11 protein-coding genes are annotated in these 21,301 nt (G+C 42.3%); 6 read left to right on the top strand and 5 right to left on the bottom strand.

The window, feature by feature from the left end:
- Positions 1–3: 3 nt before the first annotated feature.
- Positions 4–4,053 carry an isopeptide-forming domain-containing fimbrial protein gene (locus NSQ52_RS02095; protein ID WP_342473872.1) on the bottom strand — a complete coding sequence of 1,350 codons (4,050 nt, stop codon included), beginning with the start codon at positions 4,051–4,053 and terminating at the stop codon, positions 4–6.
- Between the two features lie 547 nt (positions 4,054–4,600).
- Between NSQ52_RS02095 and NSQ52_RS02090 the strand changes: the two genes are divergently transcribed.
- Together NSQ52_RS02090 and NSQ52_RS02085 are read left to right on the top strand one after the other, a co-directional pair.
- On the top strand, positions 4,601–5,245 hold the full coding sequence (locus tag NSQ52_RS02090; protein WP_007498187.1) for a YitT family protein: 645 nt from the start codon (positions 4,601–4,603) through the stop codon (positions 5,243–5,245).
- 85 nt (positions 5,246–5,330) lie between these two features.
- Positions 5,331–5,921: a hypothetical protein gene (locus tag NSQ52_RS02085; RefSeq protein ID WP_342473871.1), complete on the top strand. Its 591-nt coding sequence runs from the start codon at positions 5,331–5,333 to the stop codon at positions 5,919–5,921.
- A gap of 25 nt (positions 5,922–5,946) precedes the next feature.
- Here NSQ52_RS02085 and NSQ52_RS02080 read toward each other — a convergent pair whose 3' ends face one another.
- Positions 5,947–6,807, bottom strand: coding sequence for an effector binding domain-containing protein (locus NSQ52_RS02080; protein ID WP_178929453.1), 861 nt, complete (start codon positions 6,805–6,807; stop codon positions 5,947–5,949).
- A gap of 143 nt (positions 6,808–6,950) precedes the next feature.
- Here NSQ52_RS02080 and NSQ52_RS02075 point away from each other — a divergent pair, with 143 nt between their 5' ends.
- Positions 6,951–7,652: a 4'-phosphopantetheinyl transferase superfamily protein gene (locus NSQ52_RS02075; protein WP_024720180.1), complete on the top strand. Its 702-nt coding sequence runs from the start codon at positions 6,951–6,953 to the stop codon at positions 7,650–7,652.
- On the opposite strand, the gene NSQ52_RS02070 is transcribed toward NSQ52_RS02075, so the two are convergent.
- Positions 7,639–8,976 (bottom strand): PLP-dependent aminotransferase family protein, encoded by a 1,338-nt coding sequence (locus tag NSQ52_RS02070; protein WP_274660779.1) that lies wholly within the window; start codon positions 8,974–8,976, stop codon positions 7,639–7,641. The two genes, NSQ52_RS02075 and NSQ52_RS02070, sit on opposite strands and share 14 nt — an antisense overlap.
- A 131-nt stretch (positions 8,977–9,107) precedes the next feature.
- On the opposite strand from NSQ52_RS02070, the gene NSQ52_RS02065 reads away from it, so the two are divergent.
- From NSQ52_RS02065 to NSQ52_RS02055, 3 genes are all read left to right on the top strand, one after another.
- A complete protein-coding gene (locus NSQ52_RS02065) occupies positions 9,108–10,034 on the top strand; it encodes a DMT family transporter (RefSeq protein WP_060811887.1) in 927 nt (308 codons plus the stop codon).
- Positions 10,035–10,227: 193 nt separating this feature from the next.
- The gene (locus NSQ52_RS02060; RefSeq protein ID WP_342473870.1) at positions 10,228–11,562 is read left to right on the top strand and encodes a hypothetical protein; all 1,335 of its coding nucleotides are present in this window, start codon (positions 10,228–10,230) and stop codon (positions 11,560–11,562) included.
- Positions 11,563–11,570: 8 nt separating this feature from the next.
- Positions 11,571–12,263 carry an ABC transporter ATP-binding protein gene (locus NSQ52_RS02055; protein ID WP_342473869.1) on the top strand — a complete coding sequence of 231 codons (693 nt, stop codon included), beginning with the start codon at positions 11,571–11,573 and terminating at the stop codon, positions 12,261–12,263.
- Between the two features lie 81 nt (positions 12,264–12,344).
- On the opposite strand, the gene NSQ52_RS02050 is transcribed toward NSQ52_RS02055, so the two are convergent.
- Positions 12,345–13,085, bottom strand: a complete 741-nt coding sequence (locus NSQ52_RS02050; protein ID WP_178929450.1) for an alpha/beta fold hydrolase — start codon at positions 13,083–13,085, stop codon at positions 12,345–12,347.
- Between the two features lie 6 nt (positions 13,086–13,091).
- Positions 13,092–21,290 (bottom strand): amino acid adenylation domain-containing protein, encoded by an 8,199-nt coding sequence (locus NSQ52_RS02045; protein ID WP_342473868.1) that lies wholly within the window; start codon positions 21,288–21,290, stop codon positions 13,092–13,094.
- Positions 21,291–21,301 lie beyond the last annotated feature (11 nt).

Here is a 21,301-nt window from a genome sequence, read left to right as displayed (position 1 = left end):
CGATTATCCGTTTCTTTTTCTTCTTTTCCATACAATAAGGGATGCACCTATTAGTACAAGTGCAAATCCTGCTAGTAAAAGGTTGTACATCTCTGTTGCAGTGTTCGGAAGATGATGACCAGGTGTATCCGGTTCTGAATGAGAAGGCTGCTCTGGATTTGCTGGCACCTCTGGCACATGCGGCGGTACTACCGTTGTTGAGTTTTCAGGTTTGTCTGGTTCGTCAACATTATCACCCTTCACAACTGCGATATTTTGAATGGTTTTACCTTCAGTTCCTTTCGCGACCTTCGCTTCAAAAGTCACCGTATGCCAGTCCGTGTCTTTGATATCGCCAAATTGTCCGGCTACTGTGCCTTCTGTGTAGTCTCCGTTGTCACCATCTTTTGCATCTGTGACGGCTTGGTCATCTACTTTTAATGATCCTTCGACATATTCAAGACCTTCTGGCAGTTGATCTGCGATCACTAAATCTTTGATGATACTGTCTTCTACACTATTTTTTGTTTTGATGGTGTAAAGGAGAATGTCGCCTACTTGTACTTCTTTTTCATTTGTATTGCCTTCTGCTTTTTGAGAGATCTCAGATGTTTTTTCTGATTCAAGCTTTGGATCTCTTGGATCAATGTTCGTTTCGGTTGTCGGCTCATCTGGCGGTGTGTTTTCGCCTGTTACTTTCGCTGTGTTTTGAATGGTTTTATCCGCTTGGCCTTTTGCTACTTTCGCTTCAAACGTCACGGTATGCCAGTCTGTATCTTTGATATCGCCAAATTGACCGGTCACTGTGCCTTTTGTGTAGTCTCCGTTGTCGTCATCTTTTGCATCTGTGACGGCTTGGTCATCTACTTTTAATGACCCTTCGACATATTCAAGACCTTCTGGCAGTTGATCTGTGATGACTAGATCTTTGATGACACTGTCTTCTACACTATTTTTTGTTTTGATGGTGTAAAGAAGGGTGTCGCCTACCTGAACTTGTTTTTCATTTGTATTGCCTTCTGCTTTTTGAGAGATCTCAGATGTTTTTTCTGATTCAAGCTTTGGATCTCTTGGATCAATGTTTGTTTCGGTTGTCGGCTCATCTGGCGGCGTGTTTTCGCCTGTTACTTTTGCTGTATTTTGAATGGTCTTACCTGCTTGTCCTTTGGCTACTTTCGCCTCAAACGTCACAGTATGCCAGTCCGTGTCTTTGATATCACCAAATTGTCCGGTGACTGTGCCTTTTGTGTAATCTCCGTTATCGTCATCTTTTGCATCTGTGACGGCTTGGTCATCTACTTTTAATGACCCTTCGACGTATTCAAGACCTTCTGGCAGTTGATCTGAAATCACGAGATTTTCGACGATGCTGTCCTCTTCAAGATTCTTTGTTTTGATCGTATAAAGAAGGGTATCGCCTACCTGTGGTGTTTTTTCATCTGTGTTCCCTTCTGCTTTTTTCTGAATGCTCGCTGTCTTTTCTGATGCTAGTTTTGGTTCACGAGGATAAATTTCTGTTTTCGTTGTTGGATCATCTGGCGGTGTGTTTTCACCTGTTACTTCGGCAGTGTTTTGAATGTCTTGACCAGCCTGTCCCTTTTCAACTGTCACTTCAAACGTCACGGTATGCCAATCTGTGTCCTTCACATTACCAAAATAACCGGTGACCTTTCCATCTGTGTAGTCTCCGCTATCGTCGTCTTTCACATCTGTGACAGATTCTCCATCAATTTCAAGAGACCCAGCGACATACGTCAGCCCTTTTGGTAATTGATCTGAGATCACTAGATTTTCCACAAGGCTGTCTTCTATCGTGTTCTTTGTTTTAATTGTATAAAGCAGGGTATCTCCTACTTCTGGATGCTTCTCATCTTTGTTACCTTCAGCTTTTTTCTGCAAGACCGCTGATTTTTCTGATTCCAGCTTTGGATCACGAGGATAGATTTCTGTTTTTGTTGTCGGATCGTCTGGTGGTGTGTTTTCACCTGTGACACTCGCTGTATTTTGAATGTCTTTGCCAGATTGTCCTTTTTCAACCGTCACTTCAAATGTCACGGTATGCCAATCTGTATCTTGAATGTCACCAAATTGTCCTGATATGGTACCATCTGTGAAGTCTCCGTTATCGTCATCCTTTGCGTCAGTGACTGCCTCTCCATCCACTTCAAGTGAATCCGGCACATACGCTAATCCTTCCGGCAGTTCGTCTGAGATCACTAAATTTTCAACAAGACTGTCTTCTATCGTATTCTTTGTTTTAATCGTATAAAGAAGTGTATCACCGACCTCTGGATGCTTCTCATCTGTATTGCCATCTGCTTTTTTCTGCAAGACCGCTGATTTTTCAGAAGTCAGCTTTGGGTCACGAGGATAGATCTCTACATTCGTTGTCGGCTCGTCTGGTGGTGTGTTGCCGGTTGTGACACTCGCTGTATTTTGAATATCTTTGCCTGCCTGGCCTTTTTCAACTGTGACTTCAAACGTCACGGTATGCCATTTCGTATCTTTCACTTCACCGAACGTTCCAGTGACAGTTCCGTCTGTCATATCACCGTTGTCGTCATCTTTTGTATCTGTGACTGGATTTCCATCTACCTGAAGTGAATTTGGTACATAAGATAATCCTTGAGGTAACTTGTCAGAAATCACAAGGTCTTCTATTACACTATCTTCAACAGCGTTACGGGCTTGAATGGTATACAGCAATGTGTCCCCTACTTCTGGGTGCTTCTCATCTGTATTCCCATCTGCTTTTTTCTGTAAGACCGCTGATTTTTCTGATTCAAGCTTCGGATCACGAGGATAAATTTCTATGTTTGTTGTTGGATTGTCTGGCGGTGTGTTTTCCCCTTTGACATTCGCTGTATTTTGAATATCCTTGCCAGCTTGCCCTTTTGCTACTTTCGCTTCAAATGTCACAGTGTGCCAATCGGTGTCTTTCACATCACCTATTTGACCTGTCACAGTACCGTTTGTAAAATCACCTTTGTCTTGATCCTTTGCATCTGTTACGCTTGTGCCATCTACCTTAAGAGATCCAGAAACATAGGTTAAGCTGCTCGGAAGATTATCTGATATGATCAGATTTTTAAGAATGCCGAATTGCACCGTATTTTTTGCTCTAATTGTATAAAGCAAAGTGTCGCCTACTTCTGGATGCTTTTCATCTGTGTTGCCTTCTGCTTTTTTCTGTAAAGCAACAGATTTTTCTGATTCAAGGTTAGGGGGATATGGATCGAATTCAGGCTTCACCCTTGAAGCTAAGTCGTAAGATAATGAATCACCTACAGTGCCCATATATGTTGTACTTAATGTTTTCGCATCAAGTGTAAAAAGAGTAGAATGACCAATAGAGTCATCTTTTCCTGATTGTAATAGCATTTGTCCATTTGGCAAAAAGCTAATTCCTCGTACTCCTCCCTCAATCGGTTTACCATCTGCATTTGTGATTGGAATCACTCGAATGACTTCAGCTGTTTCAGGATTCATTTGCGCAATGGATCCACTGGTATTAGATGCGAACCAAAGATAGCCATCCTTATCGACGACAAGGTCTCCGCCAATGTCTCCGCCAATGCCAGGACCAACGTCATAACCGACAATTTTCTTAGACGTTTTTTGACCAGTTGCTAAGTCGTACGTTGCAAGGTAGGGTTCTCCATCAACCGCATACGAATGAATATATTTACCGTTATAAACAACGGCATTAGGCGCTCTTCCGCCTAAAACACCTACACGCTCTGCTTGTCCAGTGGTCGCATTTATTTTATAAAGAACTGGCTCTCCACTTGCTGTCGTAGTTGCATACACAGTGTTTTCTTGATCATTCACAGCAACACCGTTCACTACAGTCGAATTAATTCCCTTCACCTGTACACTAGCCTTTACGTTTGTTGGATTTTGCCCATCAAGCTGATAAAGAACTAACTTCCCATTTCCAATCATGTAGGAATCTGCGTTATTGACAACCACCGTCCCAGCGGCTTTCGTAACAGGTGGCGAAACTGTTAATAAATTTCCAGCAATCAGCACCAATATTAGAAATAATTGACTCGTTCTTTTTAATATGTTCATTTTTTGACATCCCCTTTTCCCTGCTCTAAATCATAATGGTATGTACCAGTTCACCTCCCACACTTTGGTAAAGAATATCAGTAACATTTCAGAACCCTCAACATGACTAAAAGACTATTTTCGACAAAAATAGCCCTTTTGTCATATACAGCTTTCGACATCTGATCCATCTATGTTTTTTCCAATAAAACAAGTTTTTTTATCGTGTATTAAAATATTTTATCTATCAATAAAAACAGGCCTAACGGCGCAATTTACATACAATCTATTCTAATTTATCTTGAATATTCTTTAATTGGATAAAGGTTGTTTTTTTGTCATTTTATATTGAATTTTTTTCTTATTTTCTTAAAAATTGTTAATTATTGGTTCACTTTGTTAAAAAAAACAAGGCAAAAGTCTTGCTCCAAAATTTGATGTTTTCTGCTCTTTTTATGGAAAAAATTCTTTTTATTGAGTAAGCGATTACAATTGAGCAAAGCCATTTAAAGGGGCGTGCGAGTATGTTACGATTGAAATCGAGTGTTTAAGAAAGAAGGGAAAGCTTTTGAAGCGGGAACATCTTTTACGTTGGTTTTTTTATTTTGTTGGATTGATTGTACTTGCTTTTGGACTATCGCTGACAGTGAAGGGAAAGATCCTTGGCATTGGTCCGTGGGACGCTTTTCATTATGGACTGTTTCAGCATTTTGGTTTAACCATTGGACAATGGTCGATCATTATTGGTGCACTCATTGTGACACTGACATCTGTTTTCACGAAATCTTTTCCAAAGATCGGCGCCCTTCTCAATATGGTGCTGATTGGCGTGTTTATTGATTTCTTTAATGCAGTATTACCTGCACCACATGGGTATTTACCTGCTTTATATGTATTTATTACGGGCGTGATTGTGTCTGGGTATGGCGTTGGCATTTATGTCTCAGCTAATCTTGGCGCTGGGCCAAGAGATTCATTAATGCTGCTCATCTCAGCAAAAACAGGGCTGAACGTACAGTGGGTTCGAAATGGTATTGAGTTAACCGTGCTCCTATTTGCATGGATGCTCGGCGGCCCGATTGGCATTGGAACGATTCTGACGGCCATCTTTACTGGACTCGTCCTTCGCTTTTCATTGCCACAATCGACACGGCTCTTGCAGCTGCTCATTACAAAAACAGCGGAGAAACCTGTTCAAACCCTTACCCGATAAGAACAAGCCATTCTACTAAAAGAATGGCTTGTTTTGTGCTAAACTAAATAGACGAAATATTCTCAAAACAGGAGATGATCCTCTGATGCAGCTTTTCCATTATCATTACTGGACACCATTTGTTGAGGAGACGGAGAAGGCGTACACCTCATTAGGCTTTGAAGTAAAGGGGCGTTTCGCAAAGGAAGGTTCCTTTCCTCCTCCGCAGACATGGGATGATTTTAGAGAGAAGAAGCCCTCTTTCCGAATCATTGAGATGAGAAAGGGACAGATCAATATCACATTTGGTTATAGTAAAAAAGTCCTTTTTGATCACATCGGCTTTCTAGTGACTGATGATGAATATGATCAGTTGCTGGTACAAGCGCAAAAGAGAACCTGGGCAATCCAGACCGGGGAGCGAAGAACGTTTCTTTCTACACCAATGCGCTTAAGGCTTGAATTGCAACGGCGGACAGATGTGATTGAAACTGGTGAAGAAGCAATTGCCGAGATGACGATCGCAGTACCTGATTTGACTCATACACCTGCGGTCGATCAGTTGCTGGACGGTTTGACACAACCTATTCATTGGAAAAAGGGAGAACGTCTCTCTTTACTTGAAGTGAAGATGATGGATTCTCATGGGATGAATACGACCGATCCAAACGGTGTTCACGTCCTCAAACAAGGATAAAAAGCAGCGAGATACGCTGCCTTTTTTATGATTGTTTACGGATTGGAATCCAAATCAATGTCACATGATCTGGAGAATGTATCTCTCCATCTAAAGGATACGTTTCCATCTCCATTCCCCCAGCATGCTCATATCCTGAGGCAGGAAACCATTCTGTGAAAATACGTGTCCATGTTGAATGCACAGCGATTTCGACAGGCCCCTTTGCCTGAAATACAGCCCATGTACTGGCCGGAATCTGCTCGACTGTCATGGTCGAATCTGGTTCTTCCTCACCTTGCTCAATCCCAATGATATAGTCAAATGTTTCAAGCGTTTCATCAAAATGCGCACATACACCGATATATCCGAGTTCTCCAGCTGCATGAGCCAGTGAATCCGTCCATCCTTCTTGATTGACACGCTTCCAAAAGGCGGGAATATCCTGTTTGTTTTGGCTATTCTTTGTTGTTGTCTTTAGTCTTCTGCCCATGATTGAAAATGAATCCTTTTCCACAATTCGATAATGCATCGGTTCGACTCCTTTTATTTGAAGTTCGAAGGAGAGACGGGGGTAGGCTTTCACTGTATACTCGCCTGTTTTCACTGCTGCCGGTGTATATCCGTGATGCCGCTTGAAGGCTTTCGCAAACGACTCTGGGGTTTCATAGCCATACTTCACCGCCGCATCAATAACTTTCACTTGCTTGGTCATGAATTCTTCTGCCGCAAGGGTTAATCGTCTTTTGCGAATATATTCTGCTACTGCAATTCCTGTCAGCATATGGAATAGCCGCTGATAATGAAATTTAGACATACAGGCGGCCTCTGCCACTTCTTCGATCTGCAAAGGCTGATCCAGCCTCTCTTCCATATAATTGATACTATCCATGATCAAGTGAATCATTTTTCCCTCTCCTTCCTTTTCAACTATATCGAGAACCGCCCGCACCTTCCTGTCATTTTGTGCTTTCATTGAACAGGATGTCTGTTTCTCTTTTGCAGAGGTTCATCCAATGGTACAATAAATGTAAAAAATTGAGGTCCATTATGAAGATTTTCGCTATTCAATTACAACCTTTAGATGATAAAAATGCACGAAAACAAATAGAACAGCTGAAGCCTTTTGTATCACTTGAAAAACGCGCCGCCGCTGAGCGCTTTCGTTTTTTGATCGATGCAAGAAGAACGCTTTTAGGTGAGGTACTGATTCGTCACATCATTCATGAGATGTACGCACTGCCTATGGAACAGATCATTTTTGAAACAGAAGGGAATGGAAAGCCTGTTGTCCGGCAAATTCCTTCTTTTCATTTTAATCTTTCTCACTCTGGTGATTGGGTCGTGGGCGCAGTAGATGATGCGCCTGTTGGCATTGATATTGAAGAGATTAAACCGATTGATTTAGCCATTGCCAAACGATTTTTTTCAGCTGACGAATATCAAGATTTACTCTCACAGCCGGCAGAACGGCAGGAAGCCTATTTCTTTCATTTATGGTCCATGAAGGAGGCTTTTATCAAGCTGACAGGGAAGGGAATATCCTATGGTCTCTCATCCTTTACCGCTCGCTTGTCAGAGGATGGACAGGCTACTTTGAGATTACCTGATCACGAAGCCCCTTGCGTTGTCCAAACATATTCACTTGATCCTGCCTACCAAATGGCGGTTTGTACAAGAAAACCCGCTGCGGCTGAGCACGTCGAGATACTCACTTGTGAGAACATGCTATCTCGCCTTAATAACGTGTGATTTGTTGAAGTGATGACTTTAGCAAATCGACGCCTAGTGCGATTTCCTCTTCTTTTACATGCCAAATGTTCAGTTGAAGTATAGGCTCCTTTTGATAAGTAGAAATGAAATGGCGGTCGATCGGCTGAACCATCACAGAAGCCTTTTTTAGCTGCTGAATGAGCTGATTCATCGGAATGGACCGGTCGACACGAACGTGGGTATGGGTAGCTGGCTCCTCTTCTCCCAGCTCATAAGCGCCTTGATCATTTTTCAAACAGGCCACAAGTTGTTTGGATCGAGCTCTATAGGTCGCCTGCATCCTTTCTCTATGACGCTCAAACATCCCGCTTTTCAAATAAATTTCTAAAGCAGCCTGCGAGAGCATCGAGCTGTCTATATCAATAAGCCGTTTATGTTCACTAAAGGGGCCAATCAGCTCGTTTGGTAAGACGACAGCACCTGTTCTAAGCCCCGGAAAAATGATTTTTGAGAAGCTTTTTAAATAAATGACCTTCCCCGCCTGATCATATGAATAGATCGGGTCTCTTTTTGTATCGAATTCTAAATCAGCCAAATAATCGTCTTCAACGATGTAGACATCATATGCTTCGGCAAGGGCTGCAATCGCTATTTTTTCTTGTTTCGACAGACTCGTTCCAAGCGGGTTTTGAAACCTTGGCATCGTATAGAAAAAGCGAATATCCTCCTCTCGGAAGATACGCTCCAATTCCTGAAGATCGAGTCCTTTTTCCGTCCGCTGAATCCCCCGGACAGGCAGCTGGTTTTTCTCTAAGTATTGGAGGAATAGGTGATAGCCTGGCTGTTCGACCAATATGGTCTGTTTTCCATTTGGAAACGGGATGGTGCTTAAAATCGATAAAGCCAGCTGAATACCAGAAGTCATGACGATCTGTTCTGGAGAGGCAAACACTTGATAATCCGTTAAACGCTTTGAAATAATTGGCAGTAAAGATGGTAATCCATTGGTGGTGCCATAGATAAATAAATCATTTTGATACAGATCAATCGCTTGATTGATGCAGTGCTGAAAATCGACATATGGAAATACAATGGGATCAGGCGCAGAGGAAGCAAAATCAATCCATGTGCCTCCCTTCTTAACGGCTGACTGATTGGTTTTCACAACAAAATAGCCACTTCTTTCTACAGAGTACAACAAGTGTTCACGCTCTAATGTGTCTAGTGCTTTTATGACAGTGCTTTTGCTCACAGCATATTGAGCCGCTAAGTGACGAATGGATGGAATTTTCATTCCAGCATTGTATTCACCGCTCTCGATTTTGTTTTTTATATTCAACACAAGCTGATCATATTTCCTCACAGTACTACCCTCCTTGTACCGGTACAGATATCAATAACTCTTATTGTACACTTTACTTGATCCGTTTACGATAAAAAGACAGAACCGGTCAATTCAACTGAAGCATGCATGCTCTTGTAAGGAGAATTCTGATGGATATGTCAAAACAAAAAGCGTATGCTGCTTCGATCGCATACGCCTGCATTATTGGTTTTTCATTCTTGTTTGTCAAAGTAGCCTTAGCATCAGCGAATCCGATTGATGTATTGGCACACCGATTTACTGTTTCTTTCGCAGCGGCTCTTTTGCTATTTCCATTTTTACGAAAAAAGTACCGTTTTTCCATTCAATGGCGTGATCTCATTTACATTGTGCCATTTTCCTTGCTTTATCCTGTGTTGTTTTTTGCATTTCAAGTGTGGGGGCTAATGTTCACCTCTTCATCAGAGGCCGGCATTATTCAGGCGACCATCCCTATTTTGACAATGGTGCTTGCAGCATGGTGTTTAAAGGAACGCCCTACCTCGATTCAGGTGCTGTTTACCATTCTTTCTGTGTCCGGGGTGATGCTCCTCTTTGTGGTGAAGGGAATTGATGTGAAACATTCCCATCTCATTGGTTATGTGCTGATCTTACTTTCAGCCTTATCATCCAGTGCCTATAGCGTATTTGCCAGGGTGATGACACGGCGATTCCATGTCATTGAACTGACTTTCGTGATGACATTCTTTGGATTTGTCTTCTTTAATGCTGCTGCTCTCATTCGGCACTCGGTAAATGCTACACTACCGCAGTTTTTTAGTCCGTTTACGCAGCCATCCTTTGTATGGTCTATGCTCTTTTTAGGCATTCTCTCATCACTGCTCACAGCGTATTTATCAAACTATGCTCTTTCCCACCTTGAAGCAGCAAAAGTGAGTATCTTTAACAATCTTTCTGCTTTCATTACCATTGCCGCTGGCGTCCTTATTTTACATGAAACGATTGATATGGTTCACCTCATCGGGGCTGTGCTCGTCATTGGCGGAGTGATTGGCGGGAATGTGGTGAGGAAGGGGAATTCAACACAGAAGAACTAGACAAAACTAACAACAAAACCATTTATTGTCTTGTATTTTTTTGTATAATAAGGAGAGAGAACCTTTCCTTATTATACAAACTAAAATGGACGTGTTATGAGTGCATATATTTATAGTATTTACAAAGATATTGATCCTCAACGAGTTAAGAGGCTATCAACGTAACAGACCTTATTTATATGTGTTATTTGCGATGAACTACATACTAGCACCACTCTTCCTAGGTGGACTGCTTGCGTTTTTTGTCAAAAACGTATCAATCATCTACATCTCTTTTTTCATTTTTTTAACAACGATTCACCTTGATAAAAGTCTTATGCGAATCTTATTTTCTTCAGATAAAAAACAAATGGCCATCCTAAAATTGAATATGGATCAATATATTTTTGGGAAAGATATGAGTAAATTTTTCGGTGTCATGATTGGTTTTATATGCTTTTTTTTAGGTTCTTTCTGCATGATTTTAAACACACATGCTTTGTATCATTCTTTTATTCTTGGGGCCTTAGGCATTAGCTCGTTATTATTCGGATATTTACTTAGATTGAACTTATTATTACTTCTTACTAGACCTAGATTCTTTTCAATCACACCCATGATTCAACACATCACCACTGGGATCATTGCTTCTTGGATGTTTTTTGTTTTTAAATTCGAATTATTTTCTATTCCTTTTTCTAACCAATTGGTGCTTACGCTTGCTGCTTTGATCTTTCTTACTAGTCTTATTTTGTTAATCAATTGGAAAAAGAACCTTAGATATACGCCTATCTTCCATTCAGATGAGAAGGATAGAAATCATCAAAACACAACATCAAGATCTTTCGATCATATTTTATTTTTTGAAATCACCCTTCTTTTGAGAAACCCTCCAATACAATGGTCGGTTTTACTATTTATATTAACAATATCTGGTGGTCTATTTACTCTCATTCTGTATGGTGTTCATACAAACCAAATCGAAACACTGAATATAGAAAATGATTTTTTGTTTATCTTTAGTGTGATATTCCCTATGATTTTTATTTCTAACGCCCTTCAATCTTATGTCTCTTTTGATGTTGATGGTCCCATTATTCCTTTAAAACATAGGTTACCTCACTTTATAAAGAACAAAATAAACTCTAAGTTGATATTATCCGTTTTATTACATATGTTTTTTTGTATTGTATATGCTATCTTTTCTACTTTTACAATAAATGTAGATCACCCCTTTTATGTGATATTTACTTTGTTAGTTAGTAGCGTTTTAATAGGCGTATGCACAGTTGGTTCTACTGTTCTATTTCCTTATTTTAAATGGGAGTATGTGTATCAAGTTCCTAGCACACTGAGCAAATTAACATTAAACCTTTGCTTCAGTTTCATTTTAGGCTTATCCGTTATGTCCTCATATAACCTAGCCTCTTTTATTGCGGCAAATACGATCATGATTGTTTGTACAGTGATCATCATCGTCATCATGTTTTTATTTTGGGATAAAACGATTAACAAAAACTGCAAATCAGTTAAAACATTATTCGAGTGAGGGATTGTATGCTTTCAATTCATGATCTAATCAAGGAATATACAGAGTCCAACTTCAAAATATCAATTCATGAATTACATTTTCATAAAGGCTCAATTGTTGGATTATTAGGCAAAAATGGTGCTGGAAAAACAACCATTCTTGAAATAATCGCGGGGTTGATCACACCAGATAAAGGTGAATTGATCATACAAAAGGATATAGCAAATGGTTTTTCAACTGTCGGTTACATGGAAGATGATCCAACACTTTTTGAAAACTTAACATGCTTCGAATTGATTAAATATCAATCCATGCTAGTTGAACAACCGTTAAATAAAAAACAGATTCAACATTTATTAGAAAAATATGGGCTTGAAAAACAAGCCCATATTCGCTCTTCTTCTCTATCCCGAGGGATGAGGCAGAGAATTTCTTTTATATTAACCACCTTACACAATCCAGCTATTATCTTATTAGATGAACCATTTACCGGTCTAGACCCAGCAAATATGACACTTATGAAAAGACATCTAAGAGAATTTAAGGCTCAAAATAAAACGATCATTCTTTCTACACACATCCTGCAATTTGCCGCTAACTTATGTGACGAGATCCTTTTTATAAATGAAGGACAAATCGTTCATTCAGAAAAAAGACCTTCCGAAGAAATATTTGATGAAGGTCAGCTTGAAAAAAGATTCTTTGAAACGTTATCCTAAATAGCAGTTTCTCTGCGTTTAAAATGATATTCAGTGCTATAGAAAACAACGGCCCTCGTTTGACGGGGCCGTTGTTTTCTTTTATTGGCTGATGAATTGCTTTTTTGTTGTCTGCTCAATGACATGCCTCATATGTTCTGCGAACTGCTCGAGGTGTGTGTTGATATACATGTGGCCTCCTTCGAAATCAGTGCGTTCGATGGCGTTTGCCCATGTTAGCCAGCCGTCTGCGTCTTCCATGCATTTCTTATCTTGCTTTCCGTTCAATAAATAAACGGGTGATTCAATGATTGTTTTGTCTGTGTGCTGGAAGGATTCTAATGCTTGATAGTCGGCACGTAAGGATGGTGTAAAGTAATCCATCATTGGCTTGTTCTCTAACAATTCCTTTGGAATCCCGCCCATTTCAGCGATTTGCTGAACAAATGCTTCATTCGATAAATGGGTCAATATTTGTCTTTTTGTTTGCGGCGGCTGAATGGCAGAAATGACAACTGCTGCCGGATCGATGCCTTCCTTTTCTAGCAGCTGAGTCAGCCTGTACACCACAAGTCCGCCCATGGAATGTCCGAACAAAATAAATGGACGGTTTAATTTTCCTGTCAGTCCTTCTTTATACAATTCAGCCAGCCGGTCAATGCTTGTTTCAAGCGGCATGAGGTTCGTTCCATGACCCGGAGGTTCTGCTGCTGTCACTTCGGCCATGTCCTTCAGCTGTTCAAAGAGCGGACGGTAAGAGGCGGAATATCCGCCTGCAAAAGGAAAACAAATAAGCTGAATGAGATCTGATTTTTTTTCAAAGGTTTTAAATAATTGGTTCATACGTCCTTACCCCTTTACGATCGTTTCAAGAATCTGCGCAAGTTGGTCTGCCTGCGGTCTTTTCATCATGGTCACATGGTCGCCTTTTATTTGATAATACGAGCACGTTTCTCTCGTGTAAGCTTCCCAATCGGCAAATTTTTTCTGGAAATCTGTGGCGTGATCGCTGCTTTGTATAATATAAAACGGCACAGAGAATGGGTCTTTTTCTAATTCAATGGCTTGTGACATGATGGTGTTATGAGTCTGCATTTGCAAGTATTTATCTAAATAGTGATCATTCATAAATTGATGAACGACTTCATCCTTTTCTGCTTCTTTGAGGATTTTCTGCTTCACTTCTTGGAAGCTGAGCCCTTGTAATGCTTCTGGTTTGATGCCGACGAGGTTCCCCATACCTAGGACGAGGGCCAGCATTTTCACTTCTTCTTCGTTCATATCGGCATGAAGCGCTTGATCTGCCTCATCTCTTAATACCGGAACCGTATCTAAAATGATCAATCCTTTTGGCGCTTTTCCTGCATGACAGAGTCTCTGATTCATTCCGTAAGCAAGATGTCCGCCCATGGAATGCCCTGCCAAATAATCAATGCCTGGTCGATAGAATGTTTCAATGGCTTCAATAAAAATGGTGACAAGCTCTGTATAATGAAGGAATTGTGGTTCTTCATCCTCATACAAGCCTGGAGACTGCAAGGCGTAAACAGCTCCTTCATGTGTCATGAGCTTGGCCACATCAATATACCCCATCACCGTTCCACCAGCAGGCGGTGCAAAGAAAATTCTCGGTTCAGCCGGATCCCCTTTTTTCAACTCGATCACATAGTCTTTCGGCGCTCTTTCGACAGGCTCGCCTGTTTCTGGCACTGTGTCCAAATATGCCGCTAACTGCGCTGGCGCTGGGTGCATGAAAATCCATTTCGGATCAACACGGACACCTTTTTCTTTTAATTTGGCAACGGCTTGAATACTCATAATCGAATCTCCGCCTAAATCAAAGAATGAATCATGAATTCCTACTCGTTTGACACCAAGCACTTCACTGAAAGCTTTCACAATCAGCTGCTGGGTTTCTGTTGCCGGTTGATCGTCTTCATGTGAGGAAGAGACTGCGTCTGTCGGCTCCGGCAATGCTTTTTGATCGACCTTCCCATTTGTTGTGACAGGAATTGCGTCAAGTACGATAAAGTAACTTGGAATCATATAGCCTGGCAGGCTTTCCTGTAAAAATGCTTTCCATCCGGGAACAGGCTCTCCCCCATCTGTGACAAGGTAGGCTGCCAGCCGTTTTGAGCTGCCGTACGTTTTAGCAATGACGGTACACTCTTTTACTTGTGGATGTTTGAGCAGGGCTGTCTCAATTTCTCCACATTCAATTCGGTAGCCTCTAATTTTGACCAAGTTGTCTTTTCGGCCAAGGTATTCAATACTGCCATCAGACCGCCATTTCCCTAGGTCACCGGAACGATACAGTTTGTCCCCTTTTAATGCCGGGAATGGATTGTCAATAAACCGCTCCTGCGTGCGCTCTGGGTCATGCAGATATCCTTTTGCCAGCCCTGTTCCGCCGATATAGATTTCTCCTTTGACGCCTGTTGGTACTGGATTGAGATGATCATCTAGTATGACAACCGTTGAGTTGGCGACTGGCACACCGATTGGTACTGATCTTGCATCCTCCGGTACGTGTGTGACTTGATAAGTGGTCGCTAATGTTGTGTTTTCTGTTGGACCGTAAGCATTGATCAGCACACCCTTCATATGCGGCAATGCCTTTCGTGCATGCTCACTAGACATGGCTTCTCCGCCAACAAGTAATGTACGGTATCCAGCTACACTTTTTGGATCATGCTCAATCAACCGGTTGAATAATGCAGTTGGCAAACAGTTGGCTGTGACTTGATGCGTTTTGATTAAACGGGTTAATTCGTCCATATTCAGAGCAGCATATTTCGGGATCAGAACCAGCTGACCGCCATTGAGCAGCATCCCCCATAATTCAAAGGTAAAGGCGTCAAATGCATAGTTAGACAGCTGAAGCATTTTATCTTCTGAACCAAGCTCAATATAGTTTGTTTCTTTCACTAAGCGGACCACTCCTGCATGAGGAAGCATCACGCCTTTTGGTGTGCCTGTTGAGCCTGAAGTGTAGTTAACATAGGCAAGCTGGTCTTCTCCTACAATCGATTTTTCCCTTTGATACACTGCGCCTGTTTCTGGTAACGGCTTGTCCATTTCAATCTTTGTGCCGCTCAGATCGTCTAAACGATTGATCAGATGCGACTGGGTTAAGATGATATCGCTTTGTGTATCGCGAACGATCAGACCGATGCGGGCATCTGGATACTCAGGTGACATCGGTACATAAGCAGCACCCGACTTGACGATCCCTAGAACTGAGACCATCATGTCAAACGAACGATCAAACAGCATCGGGACAAGTGAACCGGGTCCAACGCCTTTTGACTGTAAATAGGCAGCCAGTTTTGTCGCCCTCTCGTCTAAATCTTGATACGTCATATGCTCTTCCATATAAGATACAGCAATCCGGTGCGGGTCACGCTGCACTTGTTCTTCAAATAATTCTTGCAGCGTACGCTTTGGATAAGGCGTGTCAGTTTGATTTTTCCCTATGATCATGGCATTCTGTTCTGTTTTGTCCATGACGCAAAAGTCAGCAAATGTCCGTTCAGGCTGAGCCGTCATGCCATCTAACAGATTGAGATAATAATTCATCATACGGTGGATCGTTTCTTGCTCAAATAAATCCGTATTATATTCCACATGGATAGACAGCTTGTCCTCCTGCTCAAATACATGCAAGGTGAGATCAAATTTAGAGACGGTATGATGGACCATCACTTGTTCCGATGTCAGTCCTTTTAGGTTGATATCCAGCGAATCAGTGACATACCCCATGGCGACTTGGAAAATTGGTGAACGACTTAGGTCTCTATCCATTGAAAGGTCATCCACAAGCTTGTCGAATGGATAATGCTGATGCTCAAAGGCTTTTAACGTCATTTCTTTCACCTTTGCCAGTAAATCGGCAAAGGTATCGGCTTTTGAAACGTCCTGTCTCAGCGCCAATGTATTGACAAACATGCCGACGAGCTTCTCTGATTGTTCGACATCACGGCCAGCGATCGGCGATCCAACAATGACATCTGTTTGTCCAGACAACTTGTGAAGCAGGACATAATAGGCTGACAACATTGTCATAAATAGTGTTGTCCCCTGCTGCCTCGACAAGGCATGTAAACGCCGAACAAGCGGTTCATCTATCACGATTTGCTCTGTAGCCCCATTAAATGTTTGAACCGGCAGACGAGGACGGTCAAACGGGAGCTCTAATACCGGCAACTCTCCTTGTAACGTTTCTAGCCAATAGCTCTGAGCCTCATGGTGGTTCTTTAATTGCTCATTCTCCCAATGAACATAATCGGTCCATTCAATCTCAAGTGCAGGTAACTCAGGCGTTTTCTCTGATAATAGCGCACCATACACGACTTCTAATTCTTGAATAAGCAGGCTGAGCGACCATGCATCGGAAATGATATGATGCTGCGCACAAAGCAAGTAATATTCCTCTTTCCCCATATCAACAATTGTCCATTGTGCAAGCGGTCCCCGTTCTAAGTCATAGATGCGGTTCGCCTCTTGCTGAATCAGCTGTTCCAATCTTCTCGCTCTTGTTTTTTCATTAAATAATGAGAAATTCGCAACGGTTACTGATGGCGGAAGATCTTCACGGATGACTTGAACCGGCTTGCCGCCAATGGTTTGAAATGTTGCGCGCAGTGCTTCATGACGTTTTGTTAAGAGACCGATCGCCTTTGTTAACGTTTGGATGTGTAATTGGCCCATCAGTTTCCAAGCACCTAATATATTGTAATGATGACTCTTTTCTAATGTAGATAAGAACCAAATTCGCTTTTGAGCGTGTGACAGCTCATAGCTTGTTCGTTTTTCCAGCTTTGGAATGCTGGCTTCCTGAATGGCTGGTGCTCCATTAATGTCATCGACCATTTGTGCCAAGTGTGCCAGATTCTTGCTTTCAAATAATATTTTTAGCGGTGCCTTTATTGAAAACTCATGATTAATACGAGAAATCGTTTGAGTGGCCTTTAATGAATGTCCACCAAGGTCAAAGAATTGATCCTCTTTGTACACACGATCGACTTCTAAAATATCCTCCCATATGGCCGCAAGCACCTGCTCTGTCTTCGTTTCTGGCAATTGCTTTTCAAACGGCTGTGCGTGTTTGTGATGGAACTGTTTGAGGGCTTCATGATCAATAGAGCCATCTTGTTTTTTCGGTATATCTTCCACTTGCCTGATGTCCCATTTCCCCTCTATGATTCCTGTGATCTTGTCAACATCCACTTCTTTGCCTGATTGCACCGTATAGTACAGTTTCTTTTCAAAATGCGGGATTGGTGCTGGTTGAAGATGTTCAGCGATTTCTTGATTCGCCCCATCTAGGCCAATAAATAGATGCGCTTCATTCAGCCGAACACCTAGACATAATGAATGGAGTCCTTGTTTTTTTCCAATCAATTGAAAGCCCTTGCGAACGGTTAGCGCAGCCCCAGTATGTCCCTTAGACAAACCAAGATTATCCCACATGCTGAAATTCAACGAAATCGCTCTTCTTCCCTCATGATAGGTAAGGGCATGTGCGAATCCATCTAAAAAGCTGTTCGCCGCAGAATATGCGCCAAATGTGGTGCCGCCAAAAAAGCCATTTACTGATCCAAAAAAGACGAGTGGAACTGACGGATCATGCTTGAAGGCTTCTTGCAGCACCCAAGCACCATCTGCCTTCCCTGAAAGTTCTTTGACGAAATCTTCTTCTGTTGTATGAGCCAGTGTGTACGTATCCACATGCTGAAAATGCTCAGATACATTGCCAGCACCGGCTAAATGAAGCGCTCCTCGGATCGACTGTCCGAAATGCTTTTCTGCTTCATATATCGCCCGCTCGACGTCACATAAATTCGTCACATCGGCTCGTACATAAAGGACGTCTCCCAGATCTTTCAGTTGTGAGAATGACGCCTCTTTTTCTCTGTCTTCTTCAAGGGATGTCCGTCCAATTAACACGAGCTTCAAGCCAAATTGGAGCATTTGCTTAGACAGTTCAAATCCAATACCGCCAAGCCCGCCAGTCAGCAAGTACAAGCCTTCATATTCTAAAAACCCTTCTGTCTGAGGTGCCGTCATCATATTCACTTTTTCCAGCTTTGGTACGAGGCGCTGGCCATGCCGGTAAGACACTTCTGCTTTCAAATGAATCGCACCTAGTTCATCCGTAATATGCTTGGCATCCTGTTCCACATTCTCCGCTTCAATATCAAGGTGAGACACTTCTGCCCCTTCCCATTCTTGCGGGATGGTTTTTAATAATCCGGCAAGAGACGTTTTCTCCACATGAAGCTCATCTTGCAGTTTTACAAATTGACCACCTTTTGTGACAACAACGAGACGCATCGGCTCTTTATTTGCTTGTCTCAATGCTTGATACAAATACAAAATGGATTGGCTAGTGCTTGCATTCAGTTCTTTGAACTGCGCAGGGCTCGCAATCATCTCCTTGTCTGATACATTCCACAAGTGGAGCATACGGTCAATTTTTAATTCATCGGCTTCAAGCGCCGCCACAAGCCTGACGTAATCCCCCTTGATTCGAGGGTTCATCTGATACATCCCTTTTGACAGGCGTAAAAATTCATAACCCTTTTTCACAGAAACATAAGGCAGGTTCATTTGTTCAAATTGTGTATAAAGCGATTGATAAAGCCCTTTTTCATCCTCAAATACGAGTACATGATCAGTGGATACTGGCTGGGATGGACCGATATTCTCTTTTACCCAAATACGTTTAAAGAACCAATCTGGGAGGGTTTGTTCATTTTCCGAAGCAAGATCAAGTGCACGTTCAATGTCATGAAATACCCCATCTTTCAGTGCCGCACCTAGTTGGGCACGTTGGATTTTTCCGCTTTCTGTTTTCGGAAATTGGTCTTTTTTCACCGGAATGATATGGTCAGGTTCGATTCCCATTTTGCGAATGATGCTCTCTCTAATCTGCTGAATCATTGTGATTTGATCCTCTATCGAATCCTTCTGCGTGACAAAAAAGACGGCGAGTGTGTCATTACTTGATTCGGGATTGTAAATGCCGTACGCAGCGGCAAAGGTGACTTCAACCCCCTCAACTTCTTCCACAACGGCTTCAATTTCGTAATTCAAATAGTTCGCTCCGTTGATGACGATGATATCCTTTTCTCGTCCTGTGAGGGCTAGGCGCCCTTCATGAATAAATCCTAAATCTCCTGTATGAAACCAGCCGTTTTCCGCAAATACTTCTTCATTGGCTTCCTCATTTTGATAGTAGCCCATCATAATCGTTGGACTCTTCACCTGCAAGCGGCCGACTTGATCTTCTGGCAGCACTTGGTGATGCTCGTCTACAATCCGAATCCATACAGAAGGGATTGGTGCACCGACTTCTGTAAAAGTCATCTTGTGCGGATGATCGTGCGTCACATACTGAATCTCACTTGTTAATGTGGTCTGATCAATGGTCAGTTGTCCACCCTGATCATCATGACGCATGAATTCTTTTGACTGGACAATGGCTGATGATGTTTCTGACATGCCATAAGCCGGCACCATCGCATGGCGGCTTAATCCGTTCTCACCCATGATGTGCATGAAACGCTGCGTCACTTTAGGAACAACTGCTTCGGCGGCGTTCATGATATAGGTCAAGGTGGAGAGATCCCAGCTCCCTTTGCGAATGTCGTCTTCATATTCATTCATCATCGCAAAGGCAAAGTTTGGCGCCCACGTCCTTGTGACACCGTATCTTTCTACCCAATCCAGCCACACCATCGGCCGTTCGATAAATTGATCAATGGATGGACTAATTTGCTGGCAGCCGAGGTAGACATCATGGACATGAAACATGACAATGCCCCCTACATGATCAAGCGGCATCCAGTTCATTGATACATCCTCATGCGTGAAACCATTTGCCTGCTCAAAGGAAATGATTCTAGATAAAATGCTTTGATGGTTGTGCCGGATACACTTTGGCACACCCGTACTTCCTGAGGACAGCAGCTGAAGCACAGGCTCATCCGGCTCTGGTTCATAATGCTGTTCATCTGGGTCACAGGCAAGTAATGTTTCGATTGTTAAAATCGGAATCGCTTTTGATTCAAACGTTTTACGTAGCCCTGCAATGTCCTCAGCACTCGCTTCATTTGTAATAATGAATGGCTCATTTTGAAGCTGAAATACGCCCTTGAGCTTGTTCACACCTTGATTCATTTCATCATACACAGGCGGTACAGAGACTGGGGTTGGAATGATTCCACCGAGAATACAGCCCCAGAATACCGTGATAAAATCTTGATGGTCCTTCAATTGAAGCAGCACTTGATCGCCGTTTGAAAGTCCGGCTGCCCTTAATCCAGATAGGACACGTTCCGCTCCTGTGAGTAATTCCGGGTAAGTCTGGATCACCTCATGACCGCCTTCTTTGAGATACGTGACTCCGCGATTTGGTGACATAAAGGCGGCTCGGATCAATACCTCTGTCAATGTGACTGGTGTACCTGGTTTTCTGATCACATCACCTCCATAAACAAGAGCTGGTGGTTTTTCTTGTACGGAGGATTGTATGGTTTGGCTGACTTCATCTTTTGAAAATGATTCGTTTCCATTTGTACGCTGTCTATCTGGGAAGAGGTCATCTAAATGATAGGGTGTTTGTTTTTCTGTCTGACTCTCTATCAAAACGGCTGCTTCCTCTACTCCATCTATGGCTTTCGTGCGCTCTTCTATCTTTCTTCGTTCCTCTTCATCTAGTACGTCAATGGCAAGCAGCGCCTCGGTATCGACCGCTCCATTTTCTTTTCGCGGCAAGGAAGGGACGAGGACGAGTGCGGCTGGCACTTCATCAGGATGAAGCGGGCCTTTCATCATATCCTCTCTTGTCAGCGAAGGGTCCTTCGCCTGTGCAAACAGCACAAGCGATAGGCCTCCTTCTTGATTTTTCTTCGGGATGAGCGCACATTCCTTTAGTGGAAAGTGAAGCATGAAGACTTTCTCTAATGCTTTGAGATCGATTCGTTTTCCATTGATCCTGACAATATGATTTGCTGCATTTCCTTTTCGTCTACTAACTAGCATTCTTCTTCTCC

The organism is Bacillus sp. FSL W8-1141, from assembly GCF_038593205.1.
Classification (GTDB): Bacteria; Bacillota; Bacilli; order Bacillales; family Bacillaceae; genus Bacillus; species Bacillus altitudinis.
Note: the sequence above shows the minus strand (reverse complement) of the source record. Positions and strands in the feature narration are given on the sequence as shown.